Below are 18,756 nucleotides of genomic sequence, written 5' to 3' on the forward strand. Positions count from 1 at the left end.
AACCGCTTGACTAAACATCTTCTTTAGGTCATTATATTGGGTATGGAAACTAGAAGTATTTTTAAAAATATATCGCCGATAGATCATCGTTATTCCCTCCCGCAAGGAGGTCTTTATGATGAACTGTCGGTTTTTTTATCGGAAGAGGCGGGCATCGTTTATTGCGCCATGGCCGAAATGGCCCTTGTAAAGGCTCATCTTAAAATAGCAGAAGAAAAAAAAGGCTCTTTACTTCCAAAACTGAGCGGCGAGCTTGAAAAAACCTTGGACGATATTGCCTTAAATATCGATCCTTCCGAAGTTTATGAAGAAGAACATAAGACCCAGCACAATATAAGGGCATTGGTAAATGTCTTAAAGAAAAAAGTTCCCGAAAATACAGCTCCCTTGGTTCACCTTGGGGCTACCAGTGCCGATATCCTTGACACGGCCTTTTCTATGAGGATAAGGGACGCTGTCATAAAGGTAATAATTCCTCTTTTAAAGAAAACCGAACTTTTACTTTGCGATATAGCTGAAAGAGAGGCTGAAACGCCTCAGGTCGGGCGTACTCACGGTCAGCATGCGGTTCCTATTACCTTCGGCTATGCCGTTTCCGAATATGTAGCCCGTCTGGGTAAGTCGATTTTAAAAATGGAAGAGCTTGTAAAAGATTTGCGAGGGAAATTTGCCGGAGCCGTCGGGGCTTATAATGCGGCCTCCTTGATAGTTTCCGATCCGATGAGATTTGAAAAAATCTACCTTGATTACCTCGGCTTAAAGCCTTCAGAATATTCTCATCAGCTTGTGGAGCCCGAATATATGCTCCGCCTCCTTCTTGAAGCAAATATTGCCTTCGGTATAATTGCAAACCTTGCAGACGATTTACGCAATTTGCAAAGAACCGAGATAGGTGAGGTTTTTGAATATTTTAGCGCAACACAGGTAGGCTCTTCCACCATGCCTCAAAAGCGTAACCCATGGAACTCCGAACATGTAAAAAGCTTGTGGAAGGCTTTTTCTCCCCGCGTGATGAGTTTTTATATGGATCAAATCTCGGAGCACCAAAGGGATTTATCCAATTCTGCAAGCCAAAGGTTTATAGCCGATTATCTGACAGGCCTCGCCTTGGCCTTTAACCGTATGAATTCAATTTTAAAGGGCTTACAGGCCGATAGGGAAAATATGCTCAAAAACCTTTTACAGGGCGGCGGAAAGGTTAGGGGAGGCGTTATGGCCGAGCCCGCTTATATCCTTTTGGCGGAATGCGGCGTTTCCGATGCCCATGAGGTAATACGCAAGATTACCCTTGCTGCCGAAAATCAAAAGATAAGTTTTTATGAGGCCTTAAAAGCCGAAGAAAAGGTCTTTGCCCTTGTTACGGCTAGATTAAAAGAGCTTAACTTTGATAAGCCGGAAGAGTTTTTTGCAAACCCCGAACGCTACCGAGGTCTTGCAAACATAAAGGCAAAAGTCTTGGCCGAAAAGTATAAGTCCTTGATGTAAGTTTTTATTTTAGCTTAGGTAAGTAGGCCCTCATAAGCTCAAGCCTTTTAAGATAGTAGGCCCTTTCTTTTTCGGGAAGGGTCTCAATCCATTCTTGGGTAAAGCGTTTTATTACGGGTGCATCTTTTTCGTTATAGTTTGTAATTAAAACAGGGGCCGCTTCTATCTCAGGCTGCAAAATACCGTCTATTTTTTTTAAGCGTAACTGCATTATTATTGAGTCTCCCGTATATTCCCTGTAGTAAGCCGGATCGGCATAGTTCACCTTCCACCTTTGACCCGAAATAAAATTTCCCATAGAGTACATAAAAAAGGCATTTTTTTTAAGTTTAGACGGAGAATCAGGTGTTTCCTCATTTAAAAGTTCCACATCGGAAAGTTCCCAATCCTGTAAAACATGGGGATGATTAGCCCAGACTACATCTATTCCTGCTTGGGCTAAAGCCTTAAACCATGTCTTTTTACTATCTAAAACTTTAAGGCCGTATTCCGCCTCGTTTAGATGAAGAGACAGAATAAAAATATCGCAAGGATTTTCTTCCCTCATTTTTTTTATGGATAAAAGAAGTTTTTCTCTTCCTGCCTTTGTGGGATCCGAGTAATAAAGCCTGTGCTTTGATTTACCGTGAGAGTTGATAAGCTCCGTTATAGATAAAAATAAAATCTTCCAGCCTTTTTTTTCGATTAGGACAGGTTTAAAATCTTCATCTTCTTTGTTTTTTAAACCGGAAGAAAAAAGCTCTTTATTTTTATACTCTTCCTTTAAAGCATTAAAACTTTTAATAGTTCCGTCTATTCCTTGAATACCCTGATCGTTAGTGTGATTATTTGCAAAGGAAAAAACATCGAAGCCCCCTTCAATTGCAGCCCTTAGATAGTCTTTATGTATATTAAAATATGGAAAGGATGAAAGCGGCTTTTCTTCACAGACAGGTGTTTCCACATTTCCAAAAGTTAAATCATCGTTTAAAAGAATATCCCTGACATCATCATAAATTCTATTATAGTCTTTCATTTTAAAATTGACATCATGAGCCATAATATCGCCTGAGAAACTTAAAACAAGTTCGCTTATATCATTTTCTTTTTGAGGTAATTTTGATTCGGAAATTTCGGTTGAATTACAGGAATTTAAAATAAAAAATGCCGCTGTGATAAATAAAAATAAATAATAGTTAAGATTTTTTTTCATAATTGTTATAATTATACATTGACAATTGATATTATACAAGATACAATATATAAATATATTGTAATAATTGTTCAATGTTCAAGGAGGACAATGCAATGGCAAAGTCAAAATATGTATATTTTTTTGGCGGAGGTAGCGCTGAAGGTAATGGTACGATGAGGGAAGTATTGGGCGGCAAGGGTGCCGGTTTGGCCGAAATGACGGCAATAGGACTTCCTGTTCCTGCCGGATTTACTATTACAACCGAGGTTTGCGAAGAGTATTATAAAAATAACAGAAAGTATCCTGCCGAACTAAAAGCTCAAGTCGAATCCTATCTTTCAAAATTGGAAAAAATTACCGGAAAAAAACTTGGGGACAAAAAAGATCCTCTTTTGGTTTCCGTTCGATCGGGAGCTCCCGTTTCGATGCCCGGAATGATGGAGACAATTTTAAACTTAGGCTTAAATGACCAATCCGTTCAAGGCTTGGCTGAAAAGACCGGAAATTTAAGGTTTGCTTTGGATGCTTATCGTAGGTTTATTTTGATGTACGGTTCTACGGCAATGAACATTGAACGTGAAAAATTCGATAAAATTCTTGATGATGTAAAAGAAAAAAGAACAAAAAAGCGTCTTAATCTTGCTCAGACTGCAAAAGTTTCGGATACCGATGTAAACGAACCGGAATTACAGGATGTTATAGATAGATCCAAAAAACTTTATGAAAAAGAAATAAAATCTCCCTTCCCCCAAGATCCCATAAAACAGCTTTGGGGTGCTATCGGAGCCGTATTCGGTTCTTGGATGTCGGATAAGGCCGTTACTTACAGAAGGGTTGAGAACATTGTAGGAATCCGCGGTACGGCTGTAAACGTTATGCAGATGGTATTCGGAAACAAAGGAGATAATTCCGGAACAGGAGTCTGCTTTACACGCGACCCGAATTCGGGTAAAAACGACTTTTACGGTGAATACCTCTTTAATGCCCAAGGTGAGGACGTTGTTGCAGGAATCAGAACTCCTATTAAACTCGATGTATTTGCAAAAAAAGATCCTGCTGCTTATAAAAAACTTTGCGATGCACGCAAAATCCTTGAAAAACATTATAAGGATATGCAGGATATGGAATTTACCGTTGAAGAAGGTGAATTATACATGCTTCAGTGCCGAACCGGTAAGAGGCTTCCTGCAGCAGCCTTCCAGATGGCTGTAGATATGGTGGAAGAAAAACTTATAACCAAGGAAGAAGCTGTTAGCCGTATTAAGGCTTCAGACATTGAAGGAGTCTTCTACAAGGCCTTGGATTATTCTAAAGCTTCCGAAATAAAAAGCTCTCACCTTGTTGACGGTATTCCTGCCGTTCCGGGAGCTGCATGCGGTATAATCTGTCTTTCGGCAGAGGCTGCGGAAGCTGCTGCAAAGGACGGTAAAAGAGCTGTTCTTGTTCGTCATGAAACAAGTCCCGAAGATGTAGGCGGTATGCACGCTGCCGAGGGTATTTTAACCGCAACCGGAGGAAAAACCAGCCATGCAGCCGTAGTTGCCAGAGGTTGGGGAAAATGCTGTATAGTAGGCTGTGAAAATTTAAGAATCGATTACGAGAAAAAAGCAATTTCGGCCAAGGGTATTGTCTTAAAAGAAGGAGACTACATTACCTTGGACGGTTCAAAGGGAGCTGTTTACAAGGGCGAGTTACCCTTAATTACTCCCAAGCCTCCTGCAGCCTATAAAAAAATCATGGAATGGGTTGATCAGATACGAAAAATAAAGGTAAGAACAAATGCCGATACGCCCGAAGATGCTAAGATTGCCGTAGGCCACGGAGCCCAAGGTATCGGTCTTTGCCGAACCGAACATATGTTCTTTAGCGATGAGAGCAGGATACAGGCAATCCGTGAAATGATTATTGCAGAAAACAAGGAAGCAAGGGAAAAGGCTCTAAAAAAACTTCTTCCGTATCAGACAAAGGACTTTGAAGGTATCTTTAAAGCTATGAACGGATATCCCGTAACCATCCGCTTGATTGACCCGCCCTTACACGAATTTGTTCCTCATGATAAAGAAGGTCAGCAAAAGTTGGCTGAAAAACTTAATATAAGTTTTGCAAGTGTTAAAAACAGAGTAGACCAGCTGACTGAAGCAAATCCTATGTTGGGACACAGGGGCTGCCGCTTGAGCATTACCTATCCTGAAATTCTTGAGATGCAGGTTACTGCCATTATAAATGCTGCCTGCACGGTTCAAAAGAAAGGAATTGCCGTTTTACCCGAAATAATGATTCCTCTTACAATCGATGCAAAAGAATTTAGGATTTTGGAAAAGAGGGTTCGAGCTGTTGCAGACGATATCATCGAGAAAAAAGCTAAGGATAAAAAACTTAAGTACATGGTCGGTACTATGATTGAAACTCCGAGAGCAGCCCTTCTTGCAGACAAAATAGCAGAATATGCGGAATTTTTCTCCTTCGGTACAAACGACCTCACACAGATGACCATAGGTATAAGCCGGGATGATGCAGGTAAATTCCTCCCTGAATATGTAGATGAAAACAAGGCCGGCGTATTTAAGGCTGATCCTTTCCAGTCATTGGATCAAGAAGGTGTGGGTATCTTGGTATCTACTGCTATTCAAAAAGGAAGAGAAGTTAAAAAGAACTTGGAAATAGGTGTATGCGGTGAACACGGAGGAGACTTAAATTCGGTTAAGTTCTTCTGCAGGGCAGGAATGGACTATGTTTCCGCTTCACCATTACGAGTTCCTATAGCAAGACTTGCCGCAGCTCAGGCTGAAGTTGAAGCTTCAAAAGCTAAGGCCGGTGTAAAAAAGCCTGCCAAGGCTGCCGCTAAAACTGCTAAGAAGCCTGCCAAATAAAAATTAATTCTAAAGCACTGCACCATTGTAAATAAGTCAAGGTGCAGCGCTTTAATTTAAAGATTTTAAGCAAAAAAAAAATGAGCTTGATAAAAAAATTAAGAGCCTTGCGCGGGGCTGTATGCTGTGAAGATAGTGAAGAAAGTATATCTTCGGCAATTGTAAACCTTTACAGCCGAATCTTGATGGAAAATTCCCTGTCTGAAAAGAACATAGTTTCAATACAATTTACGGTTACCTCAGATATAAGGGCTTTAAATCCTGCATCAGCCTTAAGAAGACAGGGCTTTGCAGAAAATACGGCCCTTTTTTGTGCTTTAGAGCCTTGTATGAAAGGCAGCTTACCTAAAACTATTAGAATTTTAATTTATTATTATTCAAGGAGAAAGCCGAGGCATATTTATATGGGCGGGGCTGAGGTTTTAAGACCTGATTGGATAAGAAATACGCAAGTAAGCTTAAGGTAAACCTCTAAAAAACTGAAGTTTTTCGAGGTTCCCAAAAGAATTTTTGTAATTTTGCTTGACATAATTATAAAAATATGATATATTCCATTCCTGTCAACGCAATGCATTTCAATGCGATGAGTTTTGACCATGTCTCCTTCGTCTAGTGGTTAGGACATCGGGTTTTCATCCCGACAACAGGGGTTCAATTCCCCTAGGAGATGGATACCCTCGATTAAATCGAGGGTATTTTTTTAGTAATCTTAAAACTAAAAAAGCTTTACTTGACAAAATAAAATAAATTTGTTAGACTAAAAATCTATTCAACAGTAACAATTCATTTTACATGTCTTTTTCGGTTCCTTAAGCCGAATACTGAATTTTGGAATGATATATTTAAGTTACGAACGTAGGAGAAAAATCCGATGACAATAAGAAAAAGGAAAACTTTGCCGCAAACCTCTGAGGATACCTTGTTTGATGAGGGTATTAACTCTGATGGAGACTTGAGTATTAGTCCGTCCGACTCACAGGCTGATGATCCATCCCTTAGTCCGGCAAATGAGATTCAAGCTGCTGTAGAGCAGACAAGAATTGAGCAAAACAATGAAGCAGACGATGAAGTTCTTGAAAAAAAAGTTGTTGTCCGCTCCCGCGGAAGAAAAAAAACAGAAAGCTTTTCGGATGAAGCTGAAACCAAACTGGCAAAAAGAACTAGTGTAACTGCAAAAAAACGTATACCTAAAGATATTCAAGAAGAAAAAGAAGAAGTCCCGCCCGCATCAGATAGTTCTTTTAAAATTATTATAAACGATCTTACAAAGATGCGTATGCATGATTTAAGGGATATGGCCATTAAATACGGCGTACCGGAGGATGAACTTTCCTTAATGAAAAAACAGGATGTGATTTATCACATTCTTAAAAACCATACCAATCAGGGCGGCACTATTTTTGCTTCCGGTTCTTTAGAGACCCTTCCTGACGGATACGGTTTTTTACGTTCGCCTCAAAACAGCTATTTGACGGGAACTGATGACGTCTATGTTTCTCCCAGTCAGATAAGGCTTTTTAATCTTAAAACGGGTGATACGGTTTATGGTCAAATCCGCTCTCCAAAAGAGGGTGAAAGATATTTTGCCCTTTTAAGGGTTGAAACGGTCAACTTTGATGAGCCTGCAAAATCGCAGCGCCGTATTCCGTTTGATAACCTCACCCCCCTTTATCCTAGAGAAAAATTAAACCTTGAAACAACTACTCAGGAAATATCTACCCGAATTATGAATCTTTTTTGTCCGATAGGAAAGGGGCAGAGAGGATTGATTGTAGCTCCTCCTCGTACGGGAAAAACGATAATGCTTCAAAAGATAGCCAATGCAATTACGGCCAATCATCCTGAAGTTTATCTTATAGTTCTTTTGATAGATGAGCGTCCCGAAGAAGTTACCGACATGGAGCGCACTGTAAATGCGGAAGTTATTTCTTCTACCTTTGATGAGCAGGCAACCCGCCACGTTCAAGTTGCTGAAATGGTACTCGAAAAGGCAAAACGCCTTGTTGAGCACAAGAGGGATGTAGTTATTCTTTTGGATTCGATTACCCGTTTGGCAAGGGCTTATAACCAGACGATGCCTACTTCGGGTAAGGTGCTATCCGGCGGTGTGGATTCAAACTCTCTCCATAAGCCCAAACGCTTTTTCGGTGCCGCAAGAAATATCGAAGAAGGCGGAAGTTTAACGATAATAGCTACGGCTCTTATTGAAACCGGCAGCAAGATGGACGAGGTTATTTTTGAAGAATTTAAGGGAACGGGCAATATGGAAGTAAACCTAGACAGAAAACTTTCCGACCGCCGATTATTCCCTGCAATCAATATAAAGCGCTCGGGAACTCGAAAAGAAGAACTTTTATTAACGGAAGCAGAGATGCAGCTTATGTGGATATTACGCAAATTCATCAGCTCGATGGATGATGCCGATATCATCGAATTCTTAATAGATAAAATGAATAAGAGCAAGAATAATGAAGCTTTCTTAAAATCAATGAATGCCGGTCTTGCACAAAAAGAATAAATATTGTATATTATAACACTACCTTGGGAGGTTTGTATGAAAAAAGATATTCATCCGAAATATGAAGAAACAACCGTTACTTGCGCTTGCGGAAACGTAATAAATACGCGTTCTACAGTAAAAGATATCAAGGTTGAAATCTGCTCTCAGTGTCATCCTTTTTTTACGGGAAAACAAAAGCTTGTTGACACTGCAGGACGAATTGATCGCTTTAAGAAACGATACAATATTAAAGACTAATTGTCTTTATAAGCTAAGCACGGGTTTTCTCGTGCTTATGCTTTTTCTAGGGGGTAGTTTATGGGATGGTGGTCTATCTGGCTTTTGATCGGTGTGTTGTGTATAGGCTTGGAGCTTATAATTCCCGGTCTTGTTATTATCTTCTTCGGCTTCGGAGCTGTTTTTACTTCCGTTTTTAGTTTAATTCCTTTTATTAATCAAGCTCTTTGGCTTCAAATAATAATATTTGTTATTTTTTCGGTTCTTTCTTTGGCTTTTTTGCGTAAAAAATTCACTCCTATTTTTAAGGGGACTATTTTCTATTCGGATAAAAAAAGCGACAAAGAAGGAGACGAATTTGCCGATGTTATTGAAACGGTTTTTCATAACAAGGAAGGCAGAATAAAGTATAAGGGTACGACATGGAGTGCCCGCTCCCTTTCGGAAGAAATTCATGCAGGCTCAATGGTCAGAGTCCTGAGGCGGGAAGGGCTTACCTACATTGTTGAAAAGGCTGAAAAATAACTTTTAGGCACCCTTAAAAAAATCGGTTTTTAGAAGATACCATCTTATAAAGTTTTTCCGAATATTTCTTTTTGAAGTCTTTTGCCTGTGGCTGTACAGGCGAGACCTCCTTCGGCAGTTTCTCTCAAGGCTGAAGGCATGGAATCTCCGACTTTTTTCATGGCTATTATAACCTCGTCTACGGGAATAGCACTTTTGATTCCTGCCAGGGCAAGCTCTGCTGCCGTAAAGGCCAAACTTACACCCGAAGCATTCCGTTTTACACAAGGAACTTCAACCAAGCCTGCTACAGGGTCGCAAACAAGACCCAAGATACATTTAAGCGCAATAGCCGTTGCATGGCCTACCATTTCAGGTGTTCCTCCGCACATTTCCACTATAGCTCCTGCTGCCATGGCTGAGGCTGAGCCGCATTCGGCTTGACATCCGCCTTCAGCTCCCGAAATGGAAGCCGTGTTGGCTATAACCATGCCGATAGCTCCCGCCGTAAAAAGAGACATAACTGCATCTTCTTTTTTTACATCCTTTGTTTTTAGAACGGCTCCGATTGCACCGGGGAGAATACCGCAAGAGCCGGCAGTGGGGGCTGCGACTATTTTTCCCATTGAAGCATTTAATTCGGAAACGGCCATTGCCATTCTTATGCCGTTAGCAAGGAGTGGGCCGCAGAGTGCTTTTCCGTTTTCCGATCTTTCGTATATTTTATAGGCATCTCCGCCCGTAAGCCCGCTTGTAGAGCGTATATCCGGGTTTGTTCCTTTGTCAATTGCTTCAAGCATTACGTTTAAATGCTCCTGCATTCTCTCAAAGCACTGTTCCTTAGTTTCTTCAAGGGCGGAGCTTTGGTCTTCTAAAATGATATCCGAAATTCTTAAAGAGTTTTCGGCTGCTTTTTGTATCAGGTCTTCTATTTTTTTATACTCTATTGTTTTTGTTTTCATGGTTTATACCCTTTTAAAATTTATACAGGCTGAATTAAGATGACATTGTAAATATGCTCTATGTTTAAAATATCATCCTTTAAATCGGGGCCTACGCTTAAACCGTCCATTTGAAGGCACATTGTGGCGGTTCCCCCTCGGTAATCTCTTCCGATATGAATTTGCGAAATATTTATCTTGTGTTTTGCCGTTACGCTTGTTATGGCGGCTATTCTTCCTGGGATATCTTTATATTCTACTACCAGTGTAGGGTTTTTACCGCTTAACTCTACAGGTTTTCCGTTTATTTTGGTAATTAGAATATTCCCGCCCCCTATGGATGAGCCTTGCACGGAAAGCTCCTTTCCGTCAATACCGGTAACTTCAATCAATGCCGTGTTTGGGTGGGCATTAGGAATGTCGATGGGCTCGAAGGTAATGTCCAAACCTTGTTCTTTTGCAAGGGTTAAGCTGTTTCTGATACGCTCGTTTTCGGGTTTCATTCCCATAATACCTGCTGCAATAGCCCTGTCGGTACCGTGCCCCTTATAGGTGGAGGCAAAAGACCCGTGTAAGTACACTCTTGCTTTTATAGCAGGTTCTGCAAGAAGAACCCTTGTTAAATAGCCTATTCTTACGGCTCCTGCCGTATGCGAACTGGACGGCCCTATCATAATCGGGCCTATAATATCAAAGATATCCATAATGAACGATATTATATAAAAAAAAATTGCTGAGGTCAATATGAGGGTATCTTAAAAAACTTATTGGGTTTTTAGAAAAGACATATTATTTAAAATTTATGTAATATGAGATTGACATTTTTTTTTGATGAGTCTATACTCCATATGATATTTTAAATTTTATAAATTATAGGAAGGGAAAATATGAAAAGATATATATTCAGTGCTCTTATTATTATAATCGGTTTATTGGTTTTATTTGCTCCATTCGGCTTTGCCCATGTATGTCATCCTAAGGCTGACGGCAGTTTTATGAAATGTCATTGGATGGGAGAAGCTGTGAGGTTGTTAGGGGGGCTGATAGCCTTATCAGGACTTGCTTTTTTTATTTGTAAAAAATCGCGCTTTGGAATATCCGTCTACAATATCGGAATGGGAGTAAGTCTTATTTTACTTGAAACCCTTGTTATCGGTACCTGTAAACACCCAAATATGAGCTGCAATATTTATACAAAGCCTATAGTTATTCTATTGGCCATTGCTTTGATTACGGTAAGCCTTGTTTATGTTTTTCTTTCACGCAAAGAAAAAGTTGAGTAATTTATAAATGAGTAGTTTATAAAAAAGGAAACCTATGCTTTTAAAAACAAAATCTCTTTCCAAATCCTTTGCAAGAGGCAGGAATTCTTTTTTTGCAGTAAAAAATGTAGACTTTTCCATTTCGGCTTCCGATTTTGTATTCATTGTAGGGCGTTCGGGTTCGGGAAAAACAACCTTTCTTAATTTGATATCCGGTATTTTAGATCCTACCCAAGGGCAGGTCTTTTTTGAAGATGAAGATATTTCATCTATGAATGATATCGATAAGAGCTTTTACCGAAACGAGTCGATAGGCTTTGTTCCTCAGTCATTGGCTTATTTGTCGAATCTTTCGGTATTTGATAATGTAAGGGTTCCGTTTTTTTTATTTAAAAGGGACGGAGACAGTGAGGGCAGGGCTTTAAGCCTCTTGGACTTGATGGATATAGCTCATTTAAAGAACGAGATGCCTCAAAATTTATCCGGCGGAGAAATAAAGCGAATGTTGATAGCAAGGGCTCTTATGAATTCTCCTAAATTACTTATTGCAGACGAACCTACGGCAAATCTTGACAAGGAAACTTCTGAAACGGTTATGAATCTTATAAAAAGTGTTAATAAACTAGGAACCGCCGTTTTGATTGTAACACATGATTTTGAAATTTTAAGTGAGAATAGTACCATATATAGAATGAATGATGGAGAATTAACGAAAACTTGATTTTAGTACCGTTTATGTTATTAAAAAAATTAAAAAAATATGTAAGAGAAGCTTGACATTGTTTTTTTGACTTGATATACTTGAAGTAGAATTTTGTAAGTCTTGGCTACAAAATTGGAGTTAATATGTTTAATGATAGTTTTAAAAGATTTTTATCGATTTTTTTGATTTTCTTTGCTTTTTTGTTTTCTGTTTCAGCCAAAGAAAAAGAAGACTTGAGCACTTGGACTAAAATAGTCGAAAAAATGGAAATTCACCTGAATAATGCATACGAATTGTATACACAGGGGAAAACCCGTGAAGCCTATGATGAAGTAAATGCCGCTTATTTTAGATATTACGAATCCAAGGGAATGGAAAAGATAACGATGAGCTATCTTTCCGGTGCTCGCAAAACGGCTGTCGAAAATGCTTTTTATGAGTACAGGAAAAACGTAAAAAGCGATAAGGATAACGAAATGATAAGAGCTCATAAGGATGCTCTTATAGCAATGCTCTACCATGATGCAGCCGAGCTTGACGGCACTTCCAATGATAAGGGCGGGAGTGGGAAATCGGCGGCTGTTGCAACCTTTATTTCCTGCTTTGTGCTTATACTGCGTGAAGGCTTGGAAGCTATTTTGGTTATAGCGGCTATTATCGCTTATCTTGTAAAAACCGGAAAAAAGAAGTACATATCTTCCGTTTATATCGGAGCTCTTGCCGGTATTCTTGTAAGTATAGTTTTAGCTTTTTTATTCGGTTTATTGGCAGGTGCGCAAAGCGGCATAGCTCAAGAGGTTTTTGAAGGCATCGGAATGTTCGTTGCCGTAATAGTTTTGTTCTATGTAAGCAACTGGATGATTTCAAAATCGGAAACGGAAGCATGGGAAAGATATATTAAAAAGAAGGTTGAATCTTCGGTATCGACCGGTAATAAGTGGGTCTTGATTTTTGCTGCCTTTATTGCCGTAGCAAGAGAAGGAGCCGAACTTATTTTATTTTTCCAAGGAGTTCCCGTTCAAGGTGCAAGCGGTCAAAGAGCTATGATTTTAGCTATTGTATTATCGGTGATTATTTTAGCCGGTGTTTTCCTTGCATTTAGATTTTTAAGTGTAAAACTGCCCTTAAAGCCGTTTTTTACCGTAACAAGTATTTTGATGTACATACTTTGTTTTTCGTTTACGGGAAAGGGCGTTTCGGAATTGCAGGCTGCAGGTGTGGTCGGAAAGACTATAATCCCGTGGATGCAAAGTTTTGAGTTGGATTTTTTAGGCATATATGCAACCTATGAAAGCTTGATACCTCAAATAATAGTTTTAATTACGATTATTGTGTTTTCAAGTTTATATGTCAAAAAAAATAAAAAGATTCTTGCCGAATTAAAAAAGAAAGAAGAAGGCGGGGATAATTAATTTAGTCCAAAAAAATTAAATATAGAGGAGAGTTTTTAAATGAAAAAAACTTTATCTTGTATTTTTGCATTGCTTGCAATTGCTTTTGTAATTACATCATGCGAAAAAAAAGAAGCGGTACAGCAGGCTGCGAAACCTGCTCCTACTGAAGAGAAAACGGCTGCCCCTAAACCCCACGAGGAAGGCGCTGCCGGTTTTGACGAGTTCCCCATCGGCGATGAGCAAGATGCCGGAATATTAACGGTTGCAGGTGTTTATTTTCAGCCTGTAGATATGGAACCTGCCGGTAACAGTTTGTCAAAGAACGAAGCTGATTGCCACATGGAAGCCGATATTTCTGCCAATGAAAAAGGCGCAACATTGGGTTACGGTGCCGGCGACTTTGTTCCTTACTTACATGTTAAGGCTTACATCCAAAAAGTAGGTTCTTCAAAGGTACAGGAAGTTGCATTTATGCCGATGAATGCCAGTGACGGACCTCACTATGGTGCTAACGTAAAATTTGAAGAAGGCTTAGGTAAGTACAATATCAAGTTTGAAATTAAGGCACCGGGAAATGATTATCTTCTTCATGTCGACAAAGAAACAGGCGTTACCGGACGTTTCTGGACGGAACCCATCGTTGTTGAATGGAAAGATTTTGAATGGACAGGACCTCAGTGGTAAACTTGTCCAATCGGTAGTAGTATAATCTAATACTAATTACTCATTCAATTTGTAACCGCCGAGGCTTTAGCTTGGGCGGTTACTTTTGATGTTTTGGAGGTGCACCATTTTAAAATTTTATATAAGGGTTATTGAAGCAGGCATAGGCTTTGCCTTAGTTCTTGCAGTTGTTTTTGCTTCATTTAGAACCCAAAGACCCGAAAAAAAACGGTATATTGTTTTTTTAGGTATACTCACAGGATTTATCGGCAGTATTGTTTCTGCAATATTAAGATCTATTCCTAATTACATAAATAGAACCAATTTTGCTTTTTGGTCGATGATTCCCGTAAGTATATTTTTCTTACTTTTAATTGTTCTTTTACTGTTTAAAACAAAAGCGAAAAAATCTTTATTGTACGAAAATATTTTTGGCACAACTGTTTTTTTATATACGGCTGCAACAATATTTTATTATCTTCCCGTTATAATAACTCTTTCTACAACCTTGGTTAATTACGGCGAAAGTGCGGTAAGCACCCTCGTTTTATATAGACTTATAGGCTACTTGCTCGGAATAGTTTTTATTGTTCTTGCAAGTCTTTCAATTTATAAAACCTTAATAAAGTTATCCGATATCGAATTAAATATTACCGTAATAGCTTCTCTTTGTATTTTAGGGATAACTCAAATTGTGGTAATAATCCAGCGTTTATATTCTTTAAGAATAATTCCGCGGAATAATTTTATTTTTTGGTTTATTGCAATGGTGGTGAATAACGGAAACTTTTTTATATTTGCTGTCATTGTGTTTATAATGTTTGCTCCGATTCTTTTATGGAAAAAAAATATTAAAATTACCGAATCATATAATAACAATGCCGAATTAAGAAAAATAAAAGCAAAAAAACGTAATGCAAAAAGGTGGGCTCGATTTTCTTTAAGCCTTTTAGTGATTTCGGTTTTTTCTTTATCTTTTTTGCGTTTTTATGTAGACAGAGAAGTTCCTTTGTCACCGCCTGAAAATTATACGATTGCAGACGGTATGGCTGTTATTTCTTTAGAGCAGTTGGAAGATGATAAACTTCACCGCTATGAATATGTAACGGAACAAGGTATCAGTATGCGTTTTATTGCCATAAAAAAAAGTGAAGGTGCTTACGGTGTAGGCCTTGATGCATGCGATATATGCGGCCCCAGCGGTTATTTTGAACGGAATAATGAAGTAATTTGCAAACTTTGCGATGTCGTTATGAATAAGGCTACCATAGGTTTTCCCGGAGGATGCAATCCTGTTCCGATTCCTTATATTGTGCATGACGGGAATATTAAAATAAAGATATCAGACCTTGAGTCCGAGGCTCATCGTTTTAAATAGCAAAAAGTTTTTATGGGGGAAGTTATGTTTTGGAGAATGATAGCGGGGGCGCTTTTTAGACAAAAAGGAAAAATGGTGATGATAGCTTTTACCATTGCCCTAGGCGCAAGTCTTTCAACTTCTATGCTTAACACAATGCTTGGTGTAGGAGATAAGGTAAACCAAGAGCTTAAAACTTATGGAGCCAATATCAATGTTGCTCATAAAGAATCTTCTCTTTTAGATGATATTTACGGAGAAGAATCCGGAAACACAAAAAAATTCTTAAAAGAAGATGAATTGTATAAAATTAAAACCATATTTTGGGCATACAATATTGTCGATTATGCACCTTTTTTAAATGTGCAAGTAGATTATGACGGAGCGGATAAACCTGTCCGCCTGTCGGGTACATGGTTCGATTTTAGAATAGACTTGCATACCGGGCAGGAAGTTATAACCGGAATAAGAAGAATGCGTACATGGTGGGAAGTAAACGGAAACTGGGTTTCGGATGATGATAATTCTTCCTGTATGGTAGGAAGTCTTTTTGCAGGAAGGAATAACTTAAAAGTAGGGGACGAGATAAAACTTACAAGTGCTGCAGCCTCTAAAACTTTAAAAGTCTCTGCAATTTTTAATTCGGGAAGCAATGAAGATGAGGTAATTTTTACTACATTGCATACGGCCCAAGAATTTTTAGGAAAGACAAATGTTTGTGAAAGCATCGAGGTAAGTGCTTTGACGACTCCCGATAATGATTTGGCAAGAAAGGCCGCAAGAAACCCGTTAAGTTTAACGATAAAAGAAATGGAAATATGGTATTGCACCGCCTATGTAAGCAGTATTTGTTATCAGATTCAGGAAGTTATAACGGATGCGGTTGCAAAGCCGATAAGACAGGTGGCCGAATCCGAGGGTGCTATCTTAAATAAGACAAGCTTGTTAATGCTTTTAATTACCATTTTAAGTTTGATCGCTTCAGCTCTCGGTATTTCAAACTTGGTAACGGCGAGTGTTATGGATAGAAGGGCTGAAATCGGCTTAAAAAAAGCAATCGGGGCAAGTAATACGGCCGTTACCGTTTCGGTTTTAACTGAGGTTATGGTAATAGGAATTATCGGCGGTGCCGCCGGATATTTTGTAGGGTTGGGTTTAACGCAGATAATAGGCCGAAGCGTTTTCGGTTCTGCAATTCCGCCGGCTCCCATGGTTATTCCCATTGTAGTGCTTATCATTTTTTTGATTACCCTTTTGGGAAGTTTTCCGTCGGTAAGATATTTATTAAAGCTAAACCCCACGGAAGTTTTGCACGGAAAATAAATGTTCCTGTTTAGAGGTGTTAAGATATGACTAAAAATAAGATGTATTTTAAAATGATAATGAGTTCTTTATTGCGGCGCCGTTCAAGAATGTTGGTAGCTTTGCTGGCTATTGCAATCGGTTCAACCGTTTTATCGGGCTTATTGACTATTTACTACGACATTCCGCGGCAGATGGGAACGGTATTCCGCTCTTATGGGGCAAATATGATATTTCTTCCTTCCGAAAGCGATGCAAAAATAAAAAAAGAGCAAATCGATAAAATTAAAAAAGAAATCGATTCAGGCAAACTTGTAGGTTTTGCTCCTTATATTTACAAACCTGCAAAGGTAAACGAGCAGCCCTATATGATAGCAGCTACCGATCTTATAAGTGCAAAGAACAATAGTCCATATTGGCTTGTACGCGGACAATGGCCTGACAAAAAAAAGGAAGTTTTAATCGGCCATGAAATAAGTAAGGCCATAGGTTTATCCATAGGAGATAATTTTATTGTAAACACTCCGAAACCTGACGGAGATGTAACCGTAAACGAGTTTAAGGTTTCGGGCATAGTTACAACAGGGGGTGTCGAAGAAGAATTTATCTTTATGAGCCTTGATGATATAAAAAATATTGTCGGCTATAATGATGCCTTCGATGTAATTGAGTGCAGTATTGACGGAAACAGGGATTATCTTAATTTAATTGCCGAAAAAGTTTCAAATGATGTAAAAGGTATTACCCCCCGTCTTGTAAAGCGTGTTACCGAATCTCAGGATACGGTTTTAAGTAAACTTCAGGCCCTTGTTTGGATTGTTACCATTATTGTTTTATTTTTGACTATGATATGTGTTACCACTACCATGATGGCCGTAGTTGTGGAACGCAGAAAAGAAATAGGCTTAAAAAAAGCTTTAGGTGCTTCAAATAAAAGTGTTGTTATAGATTTTTTGGGAGAAGCGGTTATGCTTGGGCTCATGGGCGGTATTTTAGGAATAGGGCTCGGTTACTTATTTGCAAATAATGTAAGTATAAGTGTCTTTGCAAGAGAAGTTTCCTTTCCCATAAGGCTGGCACCTTTTACCGTAATTTCTTCCATCGTTATAACTATTGTTGCTTCCCTCTTTCCCGTAAGGGCAACTGTGGATGTTGACCCTGCTCTTGTTTTGCGCGGAGAGTAATCTTAAATTTTAAGGAGAATTTTAATTTATGAATATTTTAACCTTAACCGAAATTTCAAAAATATATGGAGATCTAAAAGCCCTCGATAAAATAAATTTAACGGTTGAAGAAGGAGAGTGGCTTTCCATAATGGGGCCTTCGGGTTCAGGTAAAACCACATTGATGAACATAATCGGCTGTATGGATAAGCCTTCTTTAGGAAAAATTGATTTGGCTGGTCAGGACATTTCAAAACTTTCTTCTAAAGAATTAACGATAGTCAGGCGGGATATGATAGGTTTGGTTTTTCAACAATTTCACCTTGTAAACTATCTTACAGCTCTTGAAAATGTTATGATGGCCCAGTATTATCACAGCCTCCCCGATGAAAAGGAAGCTCTTGATGCCCTTGAAAGTGTGGGCTTAAAAGAAAGAGCCAAGCATCTGCCTAATCAATTATCGGGAGGAGAACAGCAGCGTGTCTGTATTGCCCGTGCTCTGATAAATCATCCCAAGCTCCTGCTTGCCGATGAACCTACGGGAAACCTTGACGAAAAGAATGAAAAACTTGTAATGGAAATTTTTGAAAAGCTCCATAATGCGGGAAGCACCATCATAGTTGTAACCCATGATCCTGAGGTTGCAGATCAGGCTGAACGGATGGTTGTTCTTGAGCACGGTAAAATAGCAAGAATTGAAAAAATGAGCAGGGTAAGACCCTCAAGAGGAGAGAATGTATGAAAAATTATAAAATTATTTTGACTGCACTGTGTTTTATCTGTATTTTTTCTTGTTCAAAAACGGAAACAAAGAAGAGTATAAAATACAAAGACGGCGTCTATAAGTCTTTTGCCAATATTAAAGATGATTGGGGCGGAACAGCCGAGGTTGAAATAAAAATTGAAGAAGGTAAGATTGTCGAGTGTACGTTTTTGTCTTACGAAAAAAACGGCAATCTAAAAGGGCCTGAATACGGAAAGGTTGATGGAGTTATAAAAAATATGGGCCTTTATAAAATTGCTCAAGCCTCTGTTTTAAAAGCTGCGGAGTACGGTCAAAAATTAATTGAAACTCAAAATATTGATGATGTCGATGTAATTGCCGGAGCTTCAATTTCTTATAAACTGTTTAAAGATGCGGTTGAAAATGCATTGCAGGGTGCAATGCAAAATGCAAAAGAAAATTAAGGAAACCTCTAAA

The 18,756-nt window shown here is 38.9% G+C and carries 18 protein-coding genes and 1 tRNA gene; 16 read left to right on the forward strand and 3 right to left on the reverse strand.

Going from position 1 to position 18,756, the window contains the following annotated elements; all coding sequences use genetic code 11:
• The first annotated feature begins 42 nt into the window (after positions 1-42).
• Positions 43-1,485 carry a lyase family protein gene (locus tag HGJ18_RS04135; RefSeq protein ID WP_253697827.1) on the forward strand — a complete coding sequence of 481 codons (1,443 nt, stop codon included), beginning with the start codon at positions 43-45 and terminating at the stop codon, positions 1,483-1,485.
• Between the two features lie 4 nt (positions 1,486-1,489).
• On the opposite strand, the gene HGJ18_RS04140 is transcribed toward HGJ18_RS04135, so the two are convergent.
• Positions 1,490-2,677, reverse strand: a complete 1,188-nt coding sequence (locus HGJ18_RS04140; protein WP_253697828.1) for a CapA family protein — start codon at positions 2,675-2,677, stop codon at positions 1,490-1,492.
• A gap of 95 nt (positions 2,678-2,772) precedes the next feature.
• Between HGJ18_RS04140 and ppdK the strand changes: the two genes are divergently transcribed.
• The 6 genes from ppdK to HGJ18_RS04170 all read left to right on the forward strand — a co-directional run bounded on the left by ppdK (position 2,773) and on the right by HGJ18_RS04170 (position 8,791).
• A complete protein-coding gene (gene ppdK / locus HGJ18_RS04145) occupies positions 2,773-5,529 on the forward strand; it encodes a pyruvate, phosphate dikinase (protein WP_253697830.1) in 2,757 nt (918 codons plus the stop codon).
• 80 nt (positions 5,530-5,609) lie between these two features.
• Positions 5,610-5,996 (forward strand): chorismate mutase, encoded by a 387-nt coding sequence (gene aroH / locus HGJ18_RS04150; protein WP_253697831.1) that lies wholly within the window; start codon positions 5,610-5,612, stop codon positions 5,994-5,996.
• Between the two features lie 131 nt (positions 5,997-6,127).
• Positions 6,128-6,199: transfer RNA gene (locus HGJ18_RS04155), tRNA-Glu, on the forward strand.
• 201 nt (positions 6,200-6,400) lie between these two features.
• Positions 6,401-8,047, forward strand: coding sequence for a transcription termination factor Rho (gene rho, locus HGJ18_RS04160; protein WP_253697833.1), 1,647 nt, complete (start codon positions 6,401-6,403; stop codon positions 8,045-8,047).
• 36 nt (positions 8,048-8,083) lie between these two features.
• Positions 8,084-8,287 carry a 50S ribosomal protein L31 gene (rpmE, locus tag HGJ18_RS04165; protein ID WP_002669000.1) on the forward strand — a complete coding sequence of 68 codons (204 nt, stop codon included), beginning with the start codon at positions 8,084-8,086 and terminating at the stop codon, positions 8,285-8,287.
• 60 nt (positions 8,288-8,347) lie between these two features.
• Positions 8,348-8,791 (forward strand): NfeD family protein, encoded by a 444-nt coding sequence (locus tag HGJ18_RS04170; RefSeq protein WP_253697835.1) that lies wholly within the window; start codon positions 8,348-8,350, stop codon positions 8,789-8,791.
• A 44-nt stretch (positions 8,792-8,835) separates the two neighbouring features.
• On the opposite strand, the gene sdaAA is transcribed toward HGJ18_RS04170, so the two are convergent.
• Both sdaAA and sdaAB read right to left on the reverse strand, forming a co-directional pair.
• Positions 8,836-9,732 carry an L-serine ammonia-lyase, iron-sulfur-dependent, subunit alpha gene (sdaAA, locus tag HGJ18_RS04175; protein ID WP_253697836.1) on the reverse strand — a complete coding sequence of 299 codons (897 nt, stop codon included), beginning with the start codon at positions 9,730-9,732 and terminating at the stop codon, positions 8,836-8,838.
• A gap of 20 nt (positions 9,733-9,752) precedes the next feature.
• Complete coding sequence (gene sdaAB / locus HGJ18_RS04180; protein ID WP_253697837.1) at positions 9,753-10,415, reverse strand: L-serine ammonia-lyase, iron-sulfur-dependent subunit beta; 663 nt, start codon at positions 10,413-10,415, stop codon at positions 9,753-9,755.
• 183 nt (positions 10,416-10,598) lie between these two features.
• Here sdaAB and HGJ18_RS04185 point away from each other — a divergent pair, with 183 nt between their 5' ends.
• From HGJ18_RS04185 to HGJ18_RS04225, 9 genes are all read left to right on the forward strand, one after another.
• Entirely contained in the window at positions 10,599-10,994 is a 396-nt protein-coding gene (locus HGJ18_RS04185) for a DUF4418 family protein (protein ID WP_253697839.1), read from the forward strand.
• Positions 10,995-11,028: 34 nt separating this feature from the next.
• Entirely contained in the window at positions 11,029-11,694 is a 666-nt protein-coding gene (locus HGJ18_RS04190) for an ABC transporter ATP-binding protein (protein ID WP_253697840.1), read from the forward strand.
• A gap of 125 nt (positions 11,695-11,819) precedes the next feature.
• Positions 11,820-13,088 carry an FTR1 family iron permease gene (locus tag HGJ18_RS04195; protein WP_147625318.1) on the forward strand — a complete coding sequence of 423 codons (1,269 nt, stop codon included), beginning with the start codon at positions 11,820-11,822 and terminating at the stop codon, positions 13,086-13,088.
• A 39-nt stretch (positions 13,089-13,127) separates the two neighbouring features.
• Complete coding sequence (locus HGJ18_RS04200) at positions 13,128-13,754, forward strand: iron transporter (RefSeq protein WP_002669021.1); 627 nt, start codon at positions 13,128-13,130, stop codon at positions 13,752-13,754.
• Positions 13,755-13,842: 88 nt separating this feature from the next.
• Positions 13,843-15,111: a Fe-S-containing protein gene (locus tag HGJ18_RS04205; RefSeq protein WP_253698313.1), complete on the forward strand. Its 1,269-nt coding sequence runs from the start codon at positions 13,843-13,845 to the stop codon at positions 15,109-15,111.
• A 24-nt stretch (positions 15,112-15,135) separates the two neighbouring features.
• Positions 15,136-16,413, forward strand: a complete 1,278-nt coding sequence (locus HGJ18_RS04210; RefSeq protein ID WP_253697842.1) for an ABC transporter permease — start codon at positions 15,136-15,138, stop codon at positions 16,411-16,413.
• A 26-nt stretch (positions 16,414-16,439) separates the two neighbouring features.
• Complete coding sequence (locus HGJ18_RS04215; RefSeq protein ID WP_253697843.1) at positions 16,440-17,576, forward strand: ABC transporter permease; 1,137 nt, start codon at positions 16,440-16,442, stop codon at positions 17,574-17,576.
• A gap of 28 nt (positions 17,577-17,604) precedes the next feature.
• Entirely contained in the window at positions 17,605-18,297 is a 693-nt protein-coding gene (locus HGJ18_RS04220) for an ABC transporter ATP-binding protein (RefSeq protein ID WP_002678210.1), read from the forward strand.
• A complete protein-coding gene (locus HGJ18_RS04225; RefSeq protein ID WP_002679165.1) occupies positions 18,294-18,743 on the forward strand; it encodes an FMN-binding protein in 450 nt (149 codons plus the stop codon). Before HGJ18_RS04220 ends, HGJ18_RS04225 begins: the two co-directional genes overlap by 4 nt.
• The last annotated feature ends 13 nt before the right edge of the window (positions 18,744-18,756 follow it).

It is taken from the genome of Treponema denticola, assembly GCF_024181405.1.
In the GTDB taxonomy this organism is placed as follows: Bacteria; Spirochaetota; Spirochaetia; order Treponematales; family Treponemataceae; genus Treponema_B; species Treponema_B denticola_D.